Annotated in this window: 19 protein-coding genes; 5 read left to right on the top strand and 14 right to left on the bottom strand. The window is 50.6% G+C overall.

Annotation, left to right across the window (positions count from 1 at the left end; all coding sequences use genetic code 11):
• Positions 1-182: 182 nt before the first annotated feature.
• The gene (locus HGH92_RS20270; protein ID WP_168872572.1) at positions 183-2,999 is read left to right on the top strand and encodes a S8 family serine peptidase; all 2,817 of its coding nucleotides are present in this window, start codon (positions 183-185) and stop codon (positions 2,997-2,999) included.
• 68 nt (positions 3,000-3,067) lie between these two features.
• On the opposite strand, the gene lpdA is transcribed toward HGH92_RS20270, so the two are convergent.
• The 7 genes from lpdA to HGH92_RS20235 all read right to left on the bottom strand — a co-directional run bounded on the left by lpdA (position 3,068) and on the right by HGH92_RS20235 (position 11,095).
• Positions 3,068-4,474, bottom strand: coding sequence for a dihydrolipoyl dehydrogenase (gene lpdA / locus HGH92_RS20265; RefSeq protein WP_168872571.1), 1,407 nt, complete (start codon positions 4,472-4,474; stop codon positions 3,068-3,070).
• A gap of 157 nt (positions 4,475-4,631) precedes the next feature.
• Complete coding sequence (locus HGH92_RS20260; protein WP_168872570.1) at positions 4,632-5,291, bottom strand: LolA family protein; 660 nt, start codon at positions 5,289-5,291, stop codon at positions 4,632-4,634.
• 134 nt (positions 5,292-5,425) lie between these two features.
• Positions 5,426-8,095 carry an FtsK/SpoIIIE family DNA translocase gene (locus HGH92_RS20255; RefSeq protein WP_168872569.1) on the bottom strand — a complete coding sequence of 890 codons (2,670 nt, stop codon included), beginning with the start codon at positions 8,093-8,095 and terminating at the stop codon, positions 5,426-5,428.
• Positions 8,096-8,115: 20 nt separating this feature from the next.
• The gene (locus tag HGH92_RS20250) at positions 8,116-9,534 is read right to left on the bottom strand and encodes an alpha/beta hydrolase family protein (protein ID WP_168872568.1); all 1,419 of its coding nucleotides are present in this window, start codon (positions 9,532-9,534) and stop codon (positions 8,116-8,118) included.
• 13 nt (positions 9,535-9,547) lie between these two features.
• The gene (locus tag HGH92_RS20245) at positions 9,548-9,940 is read right to left on the bottom strand and encodes a DUF423 domain-containing protein (protein ID WP_168872567.1); all 393 of its coding nucleotides are present in this window, start codon (positions 9,938-9,940) and stop codon (positions 9,548-9,550) included.
• Positions 9,933-10,436 (bottom strand): shikimate kinase, encoded by a 504-nt coding sequence (locus tag HGH92_RS20240; RefSeq protein WP_168872566.1) that lies wholly within the window; start codon positions 10,434-10,436, stop codon positions 9,933-9,935. The genes HGH92_RS20245 and HGH92_RS20240 overlap by 8 nt, the downstream gene beginning before the upstream one ends.
• 38 nt (positions 10,437-10,474) lie before the next feature.
• Positions 10,475-11,095 carry a 4'-phosphopantetheinyl transferase family protein gene (locus HGH92_RS20235; protein WP_168872565.1) on the bottom strand — a complete coding sequence of 207 codons (621 nt, stop codon included), beginning with the start codon at positions 11,093-11,095 and terminating at the stop codon, positions 10,475-10,477.
• Between the two features lie 108 nt (positions 11,096-11,203).
• On the opposite strand from HGH92_RS20235, the gene dcd reads away from it, so the two are divergent.
• Entirely contained in the window at positions 11,204-11,740 is a 537-nt protein-coding gene (dcd, locus tag HGH92_RS20230; protein ID WP_168872564.1) for a dCTP deaminase, read from the top strand.
• A 136-nt stretch (positions 11,741-11,876) separates the two neighbouring features.
• On the opposite strand, the gene HGH92_RS20225 is transcribed toward dcd, so the two are convergent.
• The 4 genes from HGH92_RS20225 to HGH92_RS20210 all read right to left on the bottom strand — a co-directional run bounded on the left by HGH92_RS20225 (position 11,877) and on the right by HGH92_RS20210 (position 15,471).
• Positions 11,877-12,995, bottom strand: coding sequence for a FecR family protein (locus HGH92_RS20225; RefSeq protein WP_168872563.1), 1,119 nt, complete (start codon positions 12,993-12,995; stop codon positions 11,877-11,879).
• Between the two features lie 9 nt (positions 12,996-13,004).
• Positions 13,005-13,553 carry an RNA polymerase sigma-70 factor gene (locus HGH92_RS20220; protein WP_168872562.1) on the bottom strand — a complete coding sequence of 183 codons (549 nt, stop codon included), beginning with the start codon at positions 13,551-13,553 and terminating at the stop codon, positions 13,005-13,007.
• A 117-nt stretch (positions 13,554-13,670) separates the two neighbouring features.
• The gene (locus tag HGH92_RS20215) at positions 13,671-14,792 is read right to left on the bottom strand and encodes an AAA family ATPase (protein WP_247654984.1); all 1,122 of its coding nucleotides are present in this window, start codon (positions 14,790-14,792) and stop codon (positions 13,671-13,673) included.
• A complete protein-coding gene (locus HGH92_RS20210) occupies positions 14,758-15,471 on the bottom strand; it encodes an RNA ligase family protein (RefSeq protein ID WP_168872561.1) in 714 nt (237 codons plus the stop codon). Before HGH92_RS20210 ends, HGH92_RS20215 begins: the two co-directional genes overlap by 35 nt.
• A gap of 333 nt (positions 15,472-15,804) precedes the next feature.
• Here HGH92_RS20210 and HGH92_RS20205 point away from each other — a divergent pair, with 333 nt between their 5' ends.
• Positions 15,805-17,556, top strand: coding sequence for a DUF885 domain-containing protein (locus HGH92_RS20205; protein ID WP_211092679.1), 1,752 nt, complete (start codon positions 15,805-15,807; stop codon positions 17,554-17,556).
• 114 nt (positions 17,557-17,670) lie between these two features.
• On the opposite strand, the gene HGH92_RS20200 is transcribed toward HGH92_RS20205, so the two are convergent.
• Positions 17,671-18,891, bottom strand: a complete 1,221-nt coding sequence (locus HGH92_RS20200; protein WP_168872560.1) for a DUF4272 domain-containing protein — start codon at positions 18,889-18,891, stop codon at positions 17,671-17,673.
• Positions 18,892-19,142: 251 nt separating this feature from the next.
• Complete coding sequence (locus HGH92_RS20195) at positions 19,143-19,991, bottom strand: DUF1080 domain-containing protein (RefSeq protein WP_168872559.1); 849 nt, start codon at positions 19,989-19,991, stop codon at positions 19,143-19,145.
• A 98-nt stretch (positions 19,992-20,089) separates the two neighbouring features.
• Here HGH92_RS20195 and HGH92_RS20190 point away from each other — a divergent pair, with 98 nt between their 5' ends.
• Positions 20,090-20,731 (top strand): hypothetical protein, encoded by a 642-nt coding sequence (locus HGH92_RS20190; RefSeq protein WP_168872558.1) that lies wholly within the window; start codon positions 20,090-20,092, stop codon positions 20,729-20,731.
• A 165-nt stretch (positions 20,732-20,896) separates the two neighbouring features.
• Positions 20,897-21,613, top strand: a complete 717-nt coding sequence (locus HGH92_RS20185; RefSeq protein ID WP_168872557.1) for an SRPBCC family protein — start codon at positions 20,897-20,899, stop codon at positions 21,611-21,613.
• Positions 21,614-21,724: 111 nt separating this feature from the next.
• Here the strand turns inward: HGH92_RS20185 and HGH92_RS20180 are convergent, their stop codons facing one another.
• Positions 21,725-22,027: a YtxH domain-containing protein gene (locus HGH92_RS20180; protein WP_168872556.1), complete on the bottom strand. Its 303-nt coding sequence runs from the start codon at positions 22,025-22,027 to the stop codon at positions 21,725-21,727.
• Positions 22,028-22,127 lie beyond the last annotated feature (100 nt).

The raw sequence follows: 22,127 nt of genomic DNA, 5'->3' as shown, positions 1-22,127 counted from the left end.
TCGTATGGTTTAATTAGATTTCGTTGCTCGTTTTCAATACAAATTATCGTGTTCTCAATATTACAACTTTCGTTTAACTTAAAAAAAATATTTTACGTGTAGGCATAAAAAATTGCGTTGAACGATTTATTGCAGTAGTTTTAAGTAACATCGTCCAACACCAGGATCTATCGCCCGTTAGCATGAAAAAGAAAACCGTCAACGTATTATCAGCGCTCATTTTGCTGTTATCCCTTCACCCTTCCGCCATGGCGCAGCAGCGTACGCGGGAAGTTGTGATGATCAAAAGATATGCTGCCGATACATTGACAGCATCTCCAACGAAAGCACCGTTGTTTGTTAAATTCATCACCATTCCGGATGACAGAACACTGGCCAGGTGCGGCGTTATCAGGGCACTGACCGGCCGCCATTACATCCTGCAGCTGCTGCCGGCAGACAGCACACTGCGAAAAAAAGTACAGTACAGTTATATCGCCAGCCCCAATTATAAAGCCACTGATGCTTTGCTGGCGCAGCTGGAATCATTGCAACCGATTGACAGCATTGAGGTGCAGGTATCTTACAGTGGAGAACATTTCAGCGCGGCACGCACACAAACCCTCTATATGATTGACCGCTACCATGCGGCGGTGGTAAAGCTGCAGCAGCGTGACTGGCCGTCGTTGATAGCCCTGTCCGATGTGACGGGTGCCAACCAGGTGAGGCATGCATCACCGGAGGTGATCATTAACACCATCAATCCATATGTGAACCGTATCAACGTTGCCCAGCAACAGTTTCCAATGATACGCGGAAAAAGTATAACCGTTTCCGTTAAAGAAGATTTATTTGACACCACCGATATTGATCTTTCAGGCAGATACCTGCGTTCTGCCCTACAGTCGAACGTTAACAGCGCGCATGCCACCATTATGGCCACGCTGCTGGCCGGCGCGGGCAACAGTGGCGCCAACGGCCTGGGAGTAGCGCCGGAGGCCAGACTGACATCCAGCAGCGCCAGCGTGCTTTTCCCCGATGCAGACACTTATTACCGGAGTTTTGGCATCACCGTACAAAACCACTCCTACGGCATCCCTATTGAATATGATTATGACGCCGAAGCCGTAGCCTACGATCAGCAGATCAGGGCGGCGGACACCTTACTGCATGTTTTTTCTGCCGGCAACAGCGGTACCACCATTCCGTCAGGTGGCCGTTACCAGGGCGTTGGCGCCTTCTCCAACCTTACCGGCAATTTTAAACAGGCCAAAAACGTGATCGTAGTAGGTGGCACGGAAGCCAACTTTGATGTAGCTACGCTGGCATCCAGGGGACCGGCCTATGACGGGCGCATTAAGCCGGAGATAGTGGCCTACGGGCAGGATGGCACTTCAGGCGCTGCCGCCCTCACCAGCGGCGTGGTAGCGCTGTTACAGGACGCCTACCGCCAGTTGCACAGTATAGCTCCTTCTTCCGCGCTCGTTCGCGCATTGCTGATCAACAGCGCCGCTTTGCCGGCAGGTGGCCGGCCTGCTTACACTTACGGATTTGGCAGCCTGCATGCTGCCGGCGCACTGACCACCCTCAGCGCCGGCCGTTACCGCCAGGGCACCCTTCTCCCCAACAGTACCGCAGCTTTTGATATTCCCGTACCGGCAGGCGTCCGGCAGGTGAAAGTGACCCTTTGCTGGAACGACCCCGCTGCGGCCCTCAAAGCGCCCAAAGCGCTGGTCAACGACCTGGACATGCAGGCCGTCACCCCTGACGGGACAATCTGGCTCCCCTGGGTACTCAATCCCTATCCGGCCGCCGATTCCCTGAAACAACCCGCCCATCGCGGCATTGACAGTCTCAATAACACGGAACAGATCAGCATAGACCAACCCGCGGCAGGCAACCTGCACATCACGATAAAAAGCAAAAACCTGGCAACTGCCGATCAGCCGTTTTACATCGTGTATGATTTCATCCGGGAACCGTCCTTTGCATGGCAGAACCCTGTGAACGGCGCCATCCTGCCGGCTTCCCAGGCTATCCCCCTGCAATGGGAAACTACGTATAGCGGTAACAGTGATATTTCCTACAGCATCGACAGCGGCGCCACCTGGATACCCATCGTAAGCCAGGTGCCGGCGCAACAGCAGATGGCCTACTGGAATGTCCCTGCCCTCTTCAATAAGGTACTGTTAAAACTAACGTTAACGGATACTTCGTTTATTAGTCCGCCCTGCTATGTCACGCCACAACTCACGTTGTTCACTGGTTTCAACTGTTCAGACACTGCCATGATCTACTGGGACCGGCTGGCAGGGGCCAGCGGCTATCAGGCATATACGCTGTCGCAGGGTGTTATGACACCTTATAAACAGCTGACCGATACCTTCCTCTTCATTCCCAAACAAGGTAATACCTCCGTGTATTATGCCGTCAGCCCTATCGCACCGGCAGGCTGGGAAGGCCTCCGCAGCTACGCCAGCAACTATGCGCTGCAGGGCGTAGGCTGTTATATCAAAGCACTGCTGGCCGACAAAACAACGGACAACCAGGTGGTGTTATCACTCTCACTGGGATCTACCTGGCTGCTGAAAAATATATACTGGGAAAGACGTTCACCGACAGGCTGGACAAGGCTCAGCACCAGCGCGGTAAACAGCGGTTTTACAAACTATGGCTATACGGACAGCAGTCCCTACGAGGGAGTCGTGCAATACCGTGTAGCGCTGGAAAGGCAGGACGGGCAGATCATTTACTCCGACATCTCCTCAGTGAGCATACTGCTGCAACATGATGTATTGATATTCCCCAATCCCGTACTGAGCCAGTTGATCATCCTTGATAAAAACTACCGGGAAAGACAGGTGGTGTTGACAGATATGGCCGGCAGGATTGTCTTACAACGGACTATTACCGACATACAGGAATACCTTCCTGTGGACCGGCTGGCGCCAGGGGTTTACAACTGTAGCATTTTTGTGGGCAGCCAGCGTATCTACTCGAAGCAGATCGTGAAGCAGTAAGGACCGGAAAGGCATAAAAAATGGCCTGCCGTAGCGGCAGGCCATTTTTTTATAATGGAGTAAGTTGATTACAGGTGAATTGCTTCGCCGTAAGCTACTTCGATTGCGTCTTTTACAGACTCGCTCATAGTTGGGTGTGGGTGGATAGAATCCAGCACTTCCTGGTAAGTAGTTTCCAGTTTGCGGGCAACTACAGTCTCAGCGATGATTTCGGTCACGTTAGCACCGATCATGTGAGTACCCAGCCATTCGCCGTATTTAGCGTCGAAGATTACTTTTACGAAACCTTCAGTAGCACCGGCAGCGGAAGCTTTACCGGAAGCAGAGAATGGGAATTTACCCACTTTCACTTCATAGCCTGCTTCTTTCGCAGCTTTTTCGGTGTAGCCTACAGAAGCGATTTCCGGTGCGCAGTAAGTACATCCCGGAATGTTCATGTAGTCGATGGTTTCAGGTTTGTGTGCGTATTTTTTCTCGTTGTAAGCGATAGCTTCCACGCAAACGATACCTTCTTTAGAGGCAACGTGAGCCAGTGCCTGGCCAGGCACCATGTCACCGATAGCGTACACGCCGGGAACATTGGTCTGGTAGTATTTGTCTACAGTTACGCGGCCTTTATCGGTTTTAATGCCCAGTGCTTCGAGGCCCAGGTTTTCGATATTGGCAGCGATACCAACAGCGCTCAGTACCACGTCTGCTTCGAGGGTGATTTCGCCGGTTTGTGTTTTCACTTTCGCCTTCACACCGTTACCAGCTGCTTCCACCGCTTCCACAGAGGCGTTGGTCATAATTTCGATACCTTTCTTTTTGTATATTTTTTCCAGTTCTTTGGAGATATCTTCATCTTCTACCGGTACGATACGCGGCATGAATTCAACGATGGTCACTTTAGTGCCCAGGGTAGCATAGAAGTAAGCGAACTCCACGCCGATAGCGCCGGAACCAACCACGATCATGGATTTAGGCTGTTGCGGCAGCACCATTGCCTGGCGGTAACCGATCACGTTTTTACCATCGATCTGCAGGTTCGGCAGTTCGCGGGCGCGGGCGCCGGTCGCCAGAATGATGTGTTTGGCGTCGTATACGGTCGCTTTACCATCTTTATCAGTCACTTCCACCTGGCCTTTGCCTTTCAGCTTGCCGGTACCCATGATCACGTCGATCTTATTTTTCTTCATCAGGAACTGTACGCCCCTGCTCATTTTATCAGCAACGCCACGACTGCGCTTGATAACAGCATCAAAATCTACCTTCGCATCTCCGATAGTGATACCGTAGTCTTTGGAATGCTGTGTATATTCATATACCTGTGCCGTTTTTAATAACGCTTTGGTTGGAATACAGCCCCAGTTTAAACAGATACCACCCAGGCTCTCCCTTTCCACTACCGCGGTTTTAAATCCCAGCTGCGAAGCACGGATAGCAGCCACATATCCACCAGGGCCGCTACCAATTACGATTACGTCGTATGCCATATTGTTTAATTTTAATTGAAACTTGCCAAAGGTATAACAATAATTGGGAATTGCGAATTACGAAATTTGGGCGGAGATATAAGCGGAGAAGGGCCTCACCCATCATTCACTTATAACTTCGCCCAAATTCACTATTTCTGATTCGCGATTCACAATTTTACCGGAGGTCCACTACTTCTACGCCGGGATATTTTTTCGCGTCAAATGTAAAGATAGCATCTGCTACATTGGCGTTAGGCGTAAAGCTGGTGATTTCGTAAGTGTAGTGGTTGCCGTTTTTCTCGAACACTTTCATTTTGGCAATGCTCTGGTTCTTTTTATCAACGGAAACAATCACTTTGAAGATGTTTTTAGACTTGTCTGTCGGCGTCATTTCGATGTTTTGCAGCACCTTGCCTTTTTCGTTGGTTTCGCCGTCCAGACGGTACAGATAGTCCTTGTCGTAGAAGTTGGTGAACAGCTTGGCTGGCGTCATGGCGCCGCTGCTCTGGTCCACATTATTGATGGTAACCTCATTCACATCTTTAGCGTATGTCCAGGAAGTTTTGTTATCGCTGATGATTTCCTGTCCGGGCAGGGTTACTTTATATTTAGCCCCTTTCAGGTATACGGTCCCTTTTTTGGAGTCGTTTACGCTGTTGTTGGCGCCTTCCACTTTTAATATGAAGTTGGCCATTACGGTTTTGAGGGATTTAAATTTGCTGCTGACACCGTCCAGGACCGTTTTCGCCTTAGGATCGCTGACACCCTTGGACTGGGCCATACCACTGAAAACGATACCACCTAATAACAATCCTGTCAATACAAATTTCTTCATTGTAGATTTTTTTTGTTTTCTAACCCAGCCATGTCAAATGCCATGCCGGTATGAAAGTTTGGTCATTTAGTCGAAGGGCAAAATTCGGTTTATTTTGTTAAAATGTGCAACATATGCCCTGTCTTCTTAATATATTATAACAAATCATTAAGAATTTCCTGTAATTCCGAATCTGTTTTCACCAGCACATCGCGGGCTTTGGAGCCCATATTGGGGCCCACAATACCAGCAGACTCCAGCTGGTCCATCAGGCGGCCTGCGCGGTTGTAACCCAGTTTCATCCGTCGTTGCAGCAAGGAAGTAGATCCCTGCTGGGTCTGTACGATCACCTGGGCAGCTTCTTCAAACAGCGGGTCCCTGTCGGCAAGGCTCAGCTCTTTGCCGTCGGTGTCTTTATCATCCACATATTCAGGCAGCAGGAAGGCATCGGGGTAACCTTTCTGGTTGCCGATGAATTCCGCCACGCTCTCCACTTCCGGCGTATCCACAAAGGCGCACTGCAAACGTACCAGTTCCCCGTTGAACGATACCAGCATGTCCCCCTGTCCGATCAGCTGTTCAGCGCCTCCGATGTCCAGGATGGTGCGGGAGTCTATCTTGGAAGACACCTTAAAGGCCACACGGGCAGGGAAGTTGGCCTTAATGGTACCGGTGATAATGTTTACAGACGGACGTTGTGTGGCAATGATCAGGTGAATGCCCACCGCACGGGCCAACTGGGCCAGGCGGGCAATCGGCATTTCCACTTCCTTGCCTGCCGTCATGATCAGATCGGCGAACTCATCCACCACCAGCACGATAAACGGCAGGTAACGATGTCCTTTCTGCGGATTGAGGCGCCGTTGGGTGAACTTGGCGTTATATTCCCGGATATTGCGGGTACCGGCTTCCTTCAGCAGGTCGTACCGCAGGTCCATCTCTATACAGAGCGCATTGAGCGTGTGGATCACCTTTTTGGTATCGGTGATGATAGCATCTTCTTCACCCGGCAGTTTGGCCAGGAAGTGCTTTTCTATCAGCTTATACAGCGACAGCTCTACCTTCTTGGGGTCTACCAGCACGAACTTCAGCTGGGAAGGGTGTTTTTTGTACAGCAGTGACACCAGCAGGGTGTTGATGCCCACGGACTTACCCTGGCCGGTGGCACCCGCCATCAGCAGGTGGGGCATTTTGGCTAGGTCGGCGATGAAGTTTTCGTTGTCGATCTTCTTACCGATAGCGATGGGCAGGTCCATGGTGCTGTTCTGGAACTTCTCCGACGCCAGCAGCGCTTTAAGCGATACAATGCTCTTTTTGACATTGGGCACCTCGATACCGATGGTGCCTTTGCCCGGGATAGGTGCAATAATACGGATACCCAGGGCCGACAGGCTCAGGGCGATATCATCTTCCAGGTTTTTGATACGGGAGATACGCACACCGGCGGCGGGCACTATTTCATAGAGCGTCACTGTAGGCCCTACCGTAGCGCTGATTTTCTGGATGGAGATATCGTAGTTTTTGAGCGTATCGATGATCTGGTTTTTATTTTTCTCCAGCTCGCCTGTATCCTGTACCACTACTTTATCAGCGTTGTGGTTTTCCAGCAGGTCGAGGCCCGGGTAGCGGTAATCGCGCAGGTCCAGTGACGGATCATAGGGATCTACGGGCACTACCGGGCGTACGGTCGCCAGTTCTTCCACCTCATCTTCTTCATCCTTGAAAGTCTCCTTGATTTCGAAGGCCACTTCCTCCGGCTGATTTTTCTTCTTAGGTGGTGGCGGTGGCGCCGGCAGCTCTTCTTCCACGTCTTCCACATACAGGAGCGGACCGGGATCTTCTTCCTCTTCCTCAGGCAGCTCCTCTTCTTCCTCTTCCGGTGCGGGTGCAGCTACGGGCGGTGGCGCCGGTGAGGCTACCGGTGGCACATAAGCCGCGTGGGCAGCGGGGATCACGGTCACTTCGTCATCTTTTTCGATCAGGGTCATGGGAATTTCCTCCTCCGGACCTTCCTCATGCGGCGGGATGACCACCACGCCGCCGTCGCCCTTGAGGGCGTTGCCTTTGGCCGCTTCCGGCGCAGGCGTAGCTGCCACCGGCGTGGGAACGGCCGTGGAGGCCACTGCAGGAGAGGCTGGCACCACCGGTGCTGCCGGTGCGGGTTTGGGCGGTTTTACTTTTTTCTCCGGCCATTTAAAATCGAAATTGAATTTCCAGATCAGCCAGGAGAAGCCAGCCACGAGGAGCAGCAGGGCGGTGCCGGTTTTACCGATGAACCCGGAAGTCCATTTGTCAAGGGCATTGCCCAGTGCGCCACCCCACGGGAAATCAGCCCCGTTGGTGACAAAAGCCATGGCCATACTGATAAACAGCAGGCCGAAGATCATATACTTCACATTGCGCCAAACGCGGAATACGCGCCTGCCTACAATGAAATTGACGCCGATGATAAAAAAGAAATAGCAGAACAGGTATGCCGCGATGCCCACTCCGTTATAGAAAAAATTGTGTGACACGTAGGCCCCGAGGCGACCGAGCAGGTTGTCCACTTTTACATCACCGATGAGCAGTTCACGGGTAGTGTAACGGAATACTTTGTCCTGGTCATCTTCCCAGGTAAACAGGTAGGAGGTGAAAGCAATAAAGCAATAGACAGACAGCAGCAGGAAGAACACACCCATTACTTTGTGGGTACGTTCATCCTTTACCAGTTCCTTTACTTTTACCTCGGCCTCCTTGTCTTTCTTCAGCACTTCAGGGTTGGGTGCGGGGGCTTTCGGTTTTTTGCTCTCCGGTTTTTCGTTTTTCAGTTTATTCTTGGACATAATTTAACTTCAAGTTGGGATTACCTGGGCCTTGGCGGCAACTGGAGTATCCAGTGTGCAATGAATTCCGGCACCAGTGGATCAATGGTCTGCTCCAGATCGCCGTATTCCGCTACAGTGCAGGTTTTACAACGTTGGAACAGGTGGTTTAATCCGTCGAACTTCCGTATGGTGACAAGCATATTCCCATTCTCGCGCAGGGCGCGTTCTATGGCGTTCAGGTTCGTGGTCGCCTCTACCTGCAGGTCGCGGGTGCCGTTGACAGCCATGAACGGGCACTTGATCTGTTTCAGGTAATCGAGCGGTTTATATAACAAAATTGATGACAGTTCCCGGTCGAAGTGCATATCGCTGGTAAACTCTTCTTCGGACATTTGTTTTTTGATTTCGTCCGGTGAGTTACGGTAGATATCGTGCAGCACGGTTTTAGCCCTGGTGGCGGCCACCGTATAGTTGGTATCGCTGGCCAGCGCGTCCCAGTAGGGCTTGAGCCGTTGCAGGCGGTCTTTTATTTCCTCGTCGGAAGCGCCGGACATCCGTCCGTCGAGGACCACTTTCTGGTCCACCATTTCGCGGCCGGTAACGCCCAGTCCTGCCAAAGAAACTACAAAAGCCACCGACTTATTGTTTGCCGCAGCGATTTGTGCAACAATCGCGCCCTCGCTGTGGCCGAGCAGGCCTATCGTGTACGGATCTACGTCTTTTCTTGTTTTCAGGTATTCGAGCGCTGCTTTGGCATCGTTGGCGAAGTCGTATATATTGGCGTTGGCATATACGCCGCCGGACCCGCCTACGCCGCGGTCATCAAAGCGGAGGCTGGCAATACCGTTGCGGGCGAGGAAATCGGCCAGCACCAGGAAGGTTTTATGGCCGGCGTTTTCATCGTTGCGGTCCTGCGGGCCGGAGCCGTTCAGCAGGACTACCACCGGATAACGTCCCCATGCTGCCGGCCGGGTGAATGTGCCCGCCAGAGACACGTGGTCGTGGGTATTGTCGAACTTCACCTCGTCCGTAAAATAGGGATACGGCTTTTGAGGCTCCTGTGGCCGTTTGTAGACATCGCTTCTTTTGATCTCTTTCCGGGAGATATTAAAGGTGCCTTTGATGCTGCCCCAGGAGAAGATGCCTTCAAACTGTTTCTCCGCAGCGTTCCATACGCCTGTATAGGCGAACTGGATAGTATCTATGCGGAGCAGCAGCGTGTCTCCGCGGTAGATAATATGATCGAGGGTGATGGCTTCATCGTCATGATCGGGATTTTGCAGTTCCCCGTTGTAGCCTTCCCCCTCTTTTTTGAGCACCACGGTGAGGCGTTGTTTATCGCCGTAGTAGGATTTGGTTATACCGTACCATTTACCACTGATATCTTTTGTTTGTTGCGCCGTGGCAACAACGCACCATGTCATACACATCCACAGCAACCAATATCCTTTATGCATATACGTTTTGCTTTTACGCTTTAATTTTCAGTAGTCCCAGCAGCAGTGATATCCATCCGGCGATGAACACCAGGCCTCCGATGGGGGTGATAATGCCGATTCCTCTCAGGCCTACGTTACCGGTGGCTTTGAGCATGGTCAACGCATAGAGGGAGCCGGAGAACAGGAAGATGCCGATGATGAAACATCTGCCGGCCCATTCCAGCTGGCTGCCCGGAGCATGAGCAAAGAGGATGCCGGTTGCCAGCAGTGCAAACACATGATAGAACTGGTAAGTAACGCCTGTCTGAAATGTAGATACTGTTTCCGGGGGCACCAGTTCTTTCAGTTTATGTGCGCCGAAAGCGCCTAAAATCACTGCAAGCGCGCCGAAAGCAGCTGCCCAAACTAAAAAGCCTTTATGCATGTTCGATATTTTTCGTAAAGGTATCCAATGTAATGTTATCGGATGAAATGATGTGCCTGGATTGTTCGTAGAAAGGCCTGCGTTCGGCCAGTTTTTTCTCCACGAAGTCGGCCAGGTCCTGATCGTCGAGGTCCTGTATCAGGGGCCGTTTATGTTTTTTGCGGGTCAGTCTTTCCACCATGGTCTCCAGTGGAGGATTGATCCAGACGGTGGTACCCTTTTCGTTCATAAAATCCATATTATCCTGAAAGCAGGGCGTGCCGCCGCCGCAGGAGATCAGGAAATTTTCCTGGCGTGAGAGCTCCCGGAGCAGCATACTTTCCCTTTCCCGGAAATAATCCTCTCCTTTCGTTGCGAAGATGTCGCTGATGGCCATTTCTTCCGCTTCCACAATCACCTCGTCCAGATCGTAGTAAGGCACCGCCCAGTGATCTGCGAGCTGCTTTCCCCAATAGGATTTTCCGGCTCCCATGAAGCCGAGCAAGAATATTTTCATAAGTCAAAATAACGCAACAGTTAGTAAAATGCCTTTCCTCACACCGGATGGGTCCATGCCAGGCACAAACCGTTTTCCATTATATATTGCAAATATAACCGGGTATTTGAATCCGGCTTCACAAAATTAGCGGTGATAAAACCCGTTGACTGATATACAAAGGGTTGTAACACGAGATTTTCCTTAAAATCAACGCTGCCCAGTCCATACCATTTAAACATGGCCTCTTTGGCGCTCCAGCAGATCGTCTTATGCGGCAGGGAGTGCCGGGGATCGATAAAGTCCCGCTCACCGGGTGAGAGGAATTTATGGGACACCCTTTCTATTTTGTCTTTTACCTCTTCGATATCTATTCCTACGGCGCTTTTGGCGCTCACGATGGCGGCCACATGGTCACCACAGTGGGAAATGGAAAAATGGAAGCTGTCGCACAGTAACAGGGGTTTACGGGAATCGCTGACGGTTATCTTCTCCAGCGGAAATTCCGGGAAGAGGGTCACCAGCAGGTATCTCCCGGCCAAATGCTGCAACCGCTTGTGTGGATGATGGATGCCGGGACTGATATTTACCCGTTCCCGGAAGAAATTTTCCGGCTCTTCTATGCTCCACACGCCCAACCTGGTTTCCGGATCAATTTGTATGGTACGTATTAATGGCATATCTTGCCAAATTAAAGCAAAAAAGCAGAAATAACAGCAAAGGTTAAAGCTTTTTAACGCTTCCCTTAAAATGCCGTAACCTTTCTTGCTACTACTAAAACACCTAACATGATCCTGTCAGACAAACGGATATTGGAAGAAATTGAAAAAGGCACCATCGTTATTTCGCCTTATGACCGGAAATATCTGGGTACCAATTCCTATGATGTACATTTGGGCAAATACCTGGCTACGTACAAAGACCGTATCCTCGATGCCCGCAAACACAATGAAATAGAACATTTCGAAATTCCTGAGGAAGGCTATGTGCTGCAGCCCGGCACCCTCTATCTCGGCGTAACACTGGAGTACACCGAAACCCACGCCCATGTGCCTTTCCTGGAAGGGAAATCCAGCACCGGCCGCCTGGGTATAGATATCCATGCTACCGCCGGCAAAGGCGACGTAGGCTTCTGCAATACCTGGACACTGGAAATATCCTGCGCGCAGCCGGTAAGGGTTTATGCCGGCATGCCGATCGGCCAGCTGATCTACTTTGTGGTGGAAGGAGAAGTGGAAACCATGTACAACAAAAAAGGCAACGCCAAATACAACGGCCGCACCATCAGGCCGGTGGAAAGCATGATGTGGCGGAATGACTTCTAGTCGACCACATATTCATCAAGCTACATAAAAAACAAAGGAGCGAAGACCGTATGATCTTCGCTCCTTTGTTTTCTGCATTACCGTCGTCAGTTGGGTTGTTTTTCAGCAACACATCCTGCTACAACGTGTTCGTCTTTTATTTGTGCTGTTTTACGGTGATGGTACGTTTGGGTTGATCTATCATAAAATGAACGTTCGCCCTTTGTTCCAGCAAAATCAGCACTTCCATCACGGAGGGCGATTTTTCCAGGTTGGCGCCAAGCCGTTGTTGTTGCATCGCCGCATTGTCGAAGCGGATGGTATAGTCATATTCGCGGCCCAGTCTTGTCATGATATTTCCCAGGCTTTCGTTGTCAAATATGAGGAGGCCTTCTTTCCAGGCGGTGAACTGCTCTGCGTTCACATGGGCGACGGTCATGTTTCCCTGTCCATAAACCGCCTGCTGGCCGGGAGACAGCTCTTTAGCGAGTGCGCCTGCGTCTACCTTTACCTTACCGGACACCAGGGTGATAAAAGTATTATTCGTATAGGCGTTAATGTTAAATTCAGTGCCCAGTACCGTCACCTTCACATCGCCGACTTTTACGAGGAAAGGTTTCGAGGCCAGGGGCGTTGTTTCAAAGCAGGCTTCTCCCTGCAGTTCCACTTCGCGGGCATTGCCGGAGAAAGCCACCGGAAAACGCAGCCGTGAACCGGCGTTGAGCCATACCCGTGTGCCGTCGGCGAGCACCGCTTTATAGGTATGCCCCCGGGGCACCACCAGCGTGTGAAACACAGGCGCATCAGTAGTTTGAGCAGCCTGATAGGATACGCTGTTTTTACCGGCGGCAACGCGGGTACCGTCAGCTTCCCTGAATTGTGTGGCCGTGTCCAGCACGACAGTGGCGCCGCTGCCGGTGATCAGTTGCACCTGATGACTCCCCGCAGCCTGGGCCACCGTGCGGGTGGAGGGTTGGTGACGCGGTGGTTTCAACAGGAATACCGCACCTCCTGCAATCAGGCCGGTGACTACCGCGGCGGCGGCCACCCGGAACCAATTAACGGCACATCTTTTTCTGTGTGTATGTTCTATCTTCGCAGCCACTTCCTGCCATGCTGCAGCGGTGTCCAGTGAGGCTATTTCCTGCCAGCCTTCTGCCGTATCCCGGATGTCGAAATAGGCTTCTTCTTCCGGTGAAAGTGGTCCTTCCTGCCGGGATGCTTCCAGTTTGGCTGCAAGCTTCTCCCACTCAGGGGATGGTTGATTTTCTGTCATAAGCAGGTACTACAGGAAGATTTTTTTCAAAAAAATGAAAACACTGATCCATAACGGAAAGAAAGCTTCATTCCGCAAAAAAACATAAGCTGCCTTAATATGAAATTTGACCGTGTTAATGGAGATATTCAGTTCACGGGCTATCTCCGCATATTTTTTATTATCTGCGGCGCTCATGAGGAAAACACGACGGCGCTGCTCCGGCATACAGTCGATCGCCTGCGATAGCCGCTGGAAAAACTGCTCCCTTTCCCCATCGCCGGCATCCTGATCTTCCGGCGGCATGGTGGCAAAAAGCGGCTGGTGTTTGTCCTGTACTTCCTGCCGGGCAATATGATTAAGGCTTCTGTTCTTTACCGTGCGGGCGGCATAGATTTCAAAAGGTCCCCTTAACGGTATGGTATGTTGCGTTTCCCAAAACTGCACAAAGAATTCCTGCACTATGTCCCTGGCAACATCTTTATCTTTTACCACACTATATGCCAGCAGGGCTAATGGTTTGAAATGTTCCTTAAACAACAATTCAAATTGCTCCAACGAAAAAGGAGTCTCCTGCATACGTTGTTAAATGGTTGGCCCAACAATTCTTATTAAACAATATGGGTAAAAAACATGGATATATCTCACAAGCGCGGGCCAAGATAATCATTCCATAATTTTTTACCCATACTATTTTTAGCGGACCTCCCAGATCACTTCATGCGCTTCTGTGAGCGAGGGGACTTCCAGTTTGCTGATCAGCCGCTCCATCGCGGCTGCCGGCACCACATGTTCGCGCCTGCTGTTTTGTTGCAGCAGCCGGGATGCCGGCACCTCCACATATACAATGGTCACAGCCGCATGATAAGTAAAGAACAGACCAGTGAGCTGTTCCCGCATCTGGCGGGTGATGTTGGTAGCATTCCAAACAAAGGAACGTCCTTTACGCAGGTATTCCCGCGCCTGTTCCTTGGCGGCCTGTATCACGGTGCCATTGCCGCTTTTATCGGTGGGCGCTATTTTCAGGGCCCTTCTGATATCATCCAGGGAGATGACCGGCCATTCTTTATAATGCTGTTGCACATAGGTGTCTTTACCTGCGCCGGGCAGACCGCTCATCATGATAACCTGAGTTAGCGGCTGTTCATAAGGCACATAGTCCGGAGACACGCCTTCTTTCAACAGGTAGTTCATCTTCGCCGCTGCGTTGGCAAAAGCCCGGGGCACGCCCCAGCATTGATTGTCACGGCATAATTCCTCGAAGCAGTCCAGCCGGTACAACAGGTCAGCCTGGTCATCACAAATGCGGCCCAGCGCATCGGCGCGGGCCAGCATGGCCAGCAGGCGGGTATTCACTTCCAAACTCGCCATGATCACCGCTTTCTGCGGATCTTTTTTATCAAATGCCCACAGCGGCAGGCCATGATACCGTACCAGTTTGGCTATCTCCTCCCGGATGTGGAAGGGCGCAGGTATGTCACGGTACAATATCTGCCGGGCACGCATCTCCCCTTTGCGGGCATGACCGGCGGAAGTGATCCGTCCGTCCGGCTCATGCACAGTGGTGGAATATTTCTCCACGTCATGCAGCAGTGCCGCAGCCCACATGATCTCCTGTTCCTGGGGCGATAGTTCCCCGTAAGCAGGCAGCTGCTGTAATTGTTCCAGTACCATTTGCGTGTGTACGGCCACGTTACCTTCCGCATGGTGACGGGCATCCTGCGGTACGGAAGCCATCACCCGCACCCATTCAAACTGCTGTTCCAGTGCGGGCCATTGTTTATTATCTGTAATCTGCCACATGGTTACCTCCTTCATAGTTAAGCCTGGCCCGGCGCCAATGTCGGGTCCAGTGCTGATCGGTTTTCACATGCCCTTTACGGACATACTTAAACACGTTATGTGAAAATTCGCTGACCGGATAACCGGCAGCATTACGGGACACGATACCTTCCATCACGGTAGGTTCTCCGGTAAAGGCATCATGCGGGTCAAAGGCGCCACGGCCGCCAGTCAGTGCCAGCGTATCGCGCTCGAAATCCTGCCGTACAGCCGGCGGCGTTATAACGCCTGCCACCGGCACCACCGGTAAATCCAGCATGGCGGCATAAAAACAGGTCTCCTCCCAGCTCAGCCAGCGGTCATGTTCCCGGACACCAAACACATAGAAGTGATGGTCGAGGTTTTTATATTCAATAGAATGTACAGCGTACAGGTTCTCCAGAAAAATTTCCAGGTCGCCCAGGTCATTTTTAATGCTTTGCCAGTAGCGGCGGATGCTTTCGGTCCACGGGGACGTAGTAGGCGCCACATGTGAGCGCGCAAACACGCCGTGACGGGAAAGGCAGTTGTTCTCCCCGTCCAGTTTCTCCGTGTGTATCAGCTGCGGTATGTTTACCAGCCAGTCCCAGTAGTCATGCTGGATACGGTCATCGCTGGTAGTTCCCGGTGAGAACGGATAATGATAAGTACGGCCATATTTTTGGGAAATCGCCATATAAATGAAATTACGAATTACGAATTACGAATTACAAATGGGGGCTGTTTAGCAGCGGGTGCATGTGAACCTGTAAAACAGGGGTGCATTGTAATGAGTAATGTAATCAGGTTAGACAAAAAAATTCACAGGCCGGTCCCGGAGCGGGACGGCGAAGACAGAAGGTTTAATATGCCTGTGAAATTACATGGCGCAAGGTTTAAGCTGGTTTTACAAATGAGCCGCAAAGATAGCGAACTTTTTTATTTCTGTTTCCGTCCATCCTCATAATCCTGCTGTATATGTCATAATTCTTTATATTAGGTGCCGACAATCAACAAAATCTTCACCATCATGAGAAAGATACTCCTTTGCGCCTCGGCGGCTGCGGCCATGATTGCCTGTAACAATGGCAACAGCACCCAGGGCGGTGGTCAGGCTGACAGTGTGCTCAACAAAGCATTTCAGGCCTACCAGGAACGTTTTATCGGCCAACTTTGGAAAGAAAACCCTGATTGGGCCACCAGCGTAGGCTACCATCAATACGACTCCGTACTGATCGTACCCGACAGCGCTGCCGCGCAAGCCGCGCTTGCATTTGCCCAACAGCAACTGGATTCCCTCAAAACGTATGACTTAAGTAAGCTCTCCGATGCCAACCAGACAGATTACCACCTGATAGAAAACTATCTGAAGTCATCCCAGTGGGGCATTAAAGAACTGAAAAACAACGAATGGGACCCATCTTCCTTTAATGTCAGCAATACATTTGCATTCATTCTTAACGAAAACTACGCACCGCTGGAATCCAGGCTGCGCAGCTTCTCCGCCAGACTGGGCAATGTGCCGGCCTATTACGAAGCAGCCAAAAAACAAATCAAAAACCCGGTACCGGAACTCACTGAACTGGGAGCGGACCAGAACAATGGCGGCGTGTCCATTTTCGAAAAGGACTTCGCCGACTCGCTGCAAAAGACCAGCATCAGCCCTGAGGAAAAGAAAACAATGATTGCCCGCGCGCAGACAGCCGTGAAAGCCATCAAAGATTACGCAGCATGGCTAAAAGCACTGAAGCCTGAGCATCCGCGCAGCTTCCGCCTGGGCGAACCTTTATACGATCAGAAATTCAACTACAATATCCAGTCGTCCTTCACCGCCTCGCAGATCTATGATTCTGCCGTAGCGCGCAAGACATATGTGCATGGAGAAATGGCTAAAATCAGCCGTGAGCTGTGGCCTAAATATTTCGGCAGCCAGCCTGTACCAACTGATCCACTGGAGCTGATCCGCCGCGTGATCGACACCCTTTCTGTGAAACATGCGAAACCGGAAGAATTCCAGGCCACCATCGAAAAACAACTGCCGGAGCTGATTGCCTTCATCAAAGAAAAAGACCTGCTGTACATCGATCCTTCCAAACCACTGGTAGTACGTAAAGAGCCTGCCTATATGGCCGGCGTGGCCGGCGCTTCCATCAGCGCTCCCGGCCCGTACGACAAAGGCGGCAACACCTACTACAATGTAGGCAGCCTCGAAGGATGGCCTAAAGAAAAAGCAGAAAGCTACCTGCGTGAATACAATCATTATATCCTGCAAATACTGGATATCCATGAAGCCATTCCCGGCCACTATACCCAGCTGGTATATTCCAACCAGTCACCCAGCCTGATCAAATCCCTGATGGGCAACGGCGCCATGATAGAAGGATGGGCCGTGTACACCGAGCAGATGATGCTGGAGAACGGCTATGGCAACAATGAACCTGAAATGTGGCTGATGTGGTACAAATGGAACCTGCGTGCCGTTTGCAATACCATCCTCGATTACAGCGTACATGTAAAAAACATGAGCCGCGAAGATGCGATCAGCCTGCTCACAAAAGAAGCCTTCCAGCAACAGGCCGAAGCAGAAGGAAAATGGAGAAGGGTCAGCGTAACCAGCGTGCAGCTTACCAGCTATTACACCGGCTACAAGGAAATCATTGACCTGCGGGAAGCTTATAAAAAGAAGATGGGCAAAGACTACAGCCTGAAAGCTTTCAATGAGAAGTTCCTGAGCTATGGCAGCGCACCGGTGAAATATATCCGCCAGCTGATGCTGAAATAGATTTAGTGATTTTTTGATTCATGAATCAATAGCGCGAATAAAACAAGAAGACCGAAGCTGCCCGCTTCGGTCTTCTTGTTTTATGTCCACGAAATCAAATAATCTTTAATTATCTCAGGTGTCACACGTCACCTCGTCCCATGGCTGGTTGCGGTAGTTGATCAGCCAATTGAGCGCATAGTGCCTTTCATACACCACGCCCGGATGTACCGGTGCTTCTTCGCTTTTCAGGCGGGCATCCACGCAGGACCAGTGTGCGCGGTAATAGAGATCGTTGGCATCCAGGATGGCCGTTGCCGAGCGTAATTTTGTTGCTTTTTCAAAGAAGAAAGCCACGTCGCCGGAGAGGCCGCGGAAGGGAAATACTTCTTCCGGCACCATGTCCAGGTTACAGAGGTCTGTCATATATCCCAGTTCCGGCACCAGTTCGAGCGCCCACAGGAGTACCCAGATGCTTTCGCATTTCCAGGTAGCCTTTGTTTTTTCTTCTTCCGTAGGATTTTCCAGGAATTTTCTTTCTGCCGGTGAAGTATGTTCCCACAGCTGGTTTCTTTGCAGGTAGCTGATCACGTCTTTTCCGGCAAGATGGCCGAAGGCCACGCCGTTGATAGCAGTAAGGACGGCTACCCTTCCGGCTATTTCTTCGCGGGAGCGCAGCGTGACAGCACTTTCATCGACGATGGCCGGCAGCATGGCGCTGGAGCGGACACCCATGGCTTGCAGCTGTTGCAGGCTACGGGCTTTTCTTTCCAGTGCTTCCGCGGAGGGAGGCGTTTGGCTGTCGAAATATTTTGCTTCGATATTGACGTTGAGATTGGTAGCGGTGGAATGACCGTTCACGTCCAGCAGCAAGGCGCCTGTTTTATCCCAGAAGCCCTGTACATCGGTATTGAAGATCACATTGCCTTCGGAGAAAAAGAAAGCATCCAGCTCATAGGCCAGGTCCATCACGGCGGAGCGGAGATCTCCGTTGAACGAAGGTTCAGCCTTGATGGCTACTTCTGTATTGATGGTAGGGATTTTTGCCAGCAGCCGTTGTTTCAGCTCCTGATTATCGGCATCAATTTGTTGCACAAATGCGTGCATGCCGTGCAAATTAACGATGATGGGCTCATCACTGTGTTCCAGGGTGTAGCCCGGCACTGACCGTTGCCGGTAAGTGATTGTAATGGTATTGCCTTTTCTTAAACGTCTCTTTTTTGAAACTACGGTAATACTCACCCAGTTGTCTTCCTGTCCGTTTACTTTCAGGGCCGATGCATCGAAATGCGCACGCATGCGCGTCAACACCTTTCCCATATCTACCTCATGCGTGTAGAGGGTACAATTTTCCATGCTAATTTTTTCGAGGGGCCAAAGGTAGCCCAAACCTGTAAAAAATCAACCTTTGGAGTTTTCAATTTTTTCCGTAGTCAGGAATAATTATTGCCTTCGTATAATAAAAAAGGAGCATAACTATGATCACCAGACGTATTAATTACCGGTGTGCTGTATGGTTGACAGCTGCGGCCCTGATGGCCGCCAGCTGTGTTCCCCCGAGGAGGCCGAACCCGCCGCATCCGCCACGGCCACGGACATCATTGGCTTTATTTACCGCTTTTGTTCCGTTGTTGCAACAGGTGGATAATTTTATTGAGTTTCACCGGATCATTGATGTAAGGAGATAAATCAAAGAGTTCAACTTTACGGAACTGTACCGGGTGACTTTCACTTTGCAGGGAAATAGATCCTTCTGTGAGCAGTTTACCGTCCTGTTTCACAGCGGGATCGGCGTGCGATACGTTGCCGCCACCGATTTGCGGTTTATTATAGACGATCACGGTATCACCTTCCACAATATGTTTGATCACGGAATCGCGCAGTACCAGTGCTTCCACATGCACCCACCGGTCGCCATGATAGGTTTTGGATGTTGAACTGATGCAGTGGTCTGTGATCAGTTTACCGTTCATGACCACATTGGTACCGGGCGTACAGAGGTTGGCCGTGCTTCTGGGGTCTTTGCCATTACCGCCCAGCAGCTGGTTTTCCAGGGAGATGGGGAAGTCCTGGTCTTTTGTCATAGTAGCTGCCGGTTGCCCGTGCAGCATGATACCGCTGTTACGAAAAGCCCATCCGGGACCGCCTTTCACCTGATCACCGGTGAAACGGTATTCTACCACCACCAGGTAGGCAGAGAAATTCTTTTTATAGAAGATATGCCCGTACCTTTCTTTAAATTCATCGTATTTATCATAGCTGACAGTGAGATAGCCATCTTTCACCCGGAAGGTATTGCCAAAGTTATCATTAAGATCATAACCGGTTATTTTGAGGTCCCAGTCTTTCAAATCCTTGCCGTTAAAGAGTTTCAGCCATTTATTGGGGGCTATTTCCTTCTGGGCATAACTGTGGAGGCCGGAGAGCAGCAATAACGTGGTCAGTAGCTTTTTCATATGTTCTGTAGTTTGGCCGGTTAAGATAATCCATCAGGCACAGAAATACAAACATGGCATATAATTGGCGTCGGGACTCTTATCTCAAATACTTTTATATGAAGCGATTGCTTTTACTTTTTTGGGTGATGACCGCCGGGTGGTCTTCGGCCCTTTTTGCGCAGGACAGCACGCGTAGCTGGCAAACAGTGTTACAGGCACAGTTGCAGGCGCTGGAGAAAGTGCCGCCACCCCAATGGCCGGCCTATACCGATACGCTGGCGGAACTGGCCCGTACGCACCCGCAGGAGTGGCTGTTGCAGTATTATGCCGGATGGGCATACACGCAACTGTCCTTTAAAGCAGAGAAGAAAAAAGCAGAGCAATACAGCGAACAGGCGGCGCCTTTTGTAAAAAAAGCGCTGGAGCTGCAACCCCATCATACAGAAACACTGACACTGATGGGTTATTGGTTGTCGGCGCGTATCAATGCGGTGCCTTCACGTGGCGCATCACTGGGCTCTGAGAGCCGGCAGTATGCGGAAAAGGCCATCGATGCAGATCCTTCCAATCCGCGGGCTTCACTGGTCAAAGCGTTGAATATCTATTATACGCCGGCTATTTTTGGCGGTGGTAAAAAAAGGGCGCGGCCGACTGTGGTGGAAACGGGAGAAAAATTTGCGCGCTTTACTCCTGCCGATGCGCTGGCGCCTAACTGGGGCAGGAATATTTATGACGTATTGAATGCGTCTTATCAATAAGCTGCTATTCCATCGCATGGAAGTGTGTAATTATTTACGCACCGTACCCATCGCTCCACAGCCATTTACCAGAAATTTTAATATTTAGTTATTTAGATATTAACTTCTTAAGGTCTTTTAGCAAAACTTGCAGGGTTTTAGCTGCATGACCCCAAACTGTATCTAATGAGAAATCCATCAAATGGTCATGTACCACCTAAGGCGGGACCGCTCTACGAAAGTTCAAATATCATCAATGTAACTCCGGAAGGCAGGATTGTATCCATTTTCACAGGTGCGTGGCTGTTGGGCAGTGCTATCAGCAAGGTCGACAAAAAGCCGGGAGGCAGCCTACTGAAGCTGTTGGCCGCCGGCTACCTATTGTACCGTGGCATTTCCGGCAATGATCTGGTCAACGGATTGCTGGGCAGAAGAAAACCCGACAAACACACCGCCTCCATTAATATCCGCACTTCCCTGAAGATAGACAACCCGAAAGAGGAGGTCTATTATTTCTGGCGGCAACTGAGCAATCTGCCGGTATTTATGAAACATCTGAAATCTGTCGAAGAAATAGATCCGCTGCATTCGCACTGGGTAGTGAAAGGACCGGGAGGCATCGGCACACTGGAATGGGACGCTGAAATTGTGAAAGAGATACCCGGTGAAATGCTGGGCTGGCGGTCTTTGCCCGGATCGTCTATTGCCACTGCCGGTCGTATTACATTCCAGGAAACGATCAATGGCGGGACTGAAGTGGATGTGATGATCTCCTATCGGCCGCCGGCCGGCTATATGGGCAGTGGCCTTGCCTGGCTGCTAAATCCTGCGTTTGAAAATATGATCGACCGGGATATCAAACGTTTTAAGAATTATATGGAAACCGGGGAAATCCTTTCATAAATTACGAATTACGAATTACGAATGAAGGACTCACGAATGGAGAGGTCTCTAATAACCAGCCGCTCCGAAAGCGAATTTTCAATTCGTAATTCGTAATTCGTAATTTGTAATTTATGAAAGGGCTTCTCTTTTAAAGCGGTTGTATTTTCCCTGTGCTTTGTTGATCAGCCGTAAGACGCGTTCACGTGTATCATCCTGCAGGCCGTCAATTTCTTTTTCGAATACTTCTTTCAGGTCAGACAGATCTTCACCTCCACGATTTACCATACCATTTATTTTGTTACGCCAGTCATCCGCAGTATGCCTGATTTTTCTACGGGTATTATCGCCACTTTCCGGGGCTGTTAACATACCAATAACGATCCCTGTGGTTAACCCTGCAATTGCTCCTGCTAAAAATTTGGTAGTAGACATAATGTGTAGATTTTATGTGGTTTAACAAAAAAAGCGCGTGCGTGGTTTAAACCTGCACAGTGAAGCAAGATTTTCAAATATCAGGCCATAACGGCCAACG

This window comes from Chitinophaga varians (assembly GCF_012641275.1).
GTDB classification, from domain to species: Bacteria; Bacteroidota; Bacteroidia; order Chitinophagales; family Chitinophagaceae; genus Chitinophaga; species Chitinophaga varians_A.
This window is presented reverse-complemented; position numbering and strand designations above follow the sequence as displayed.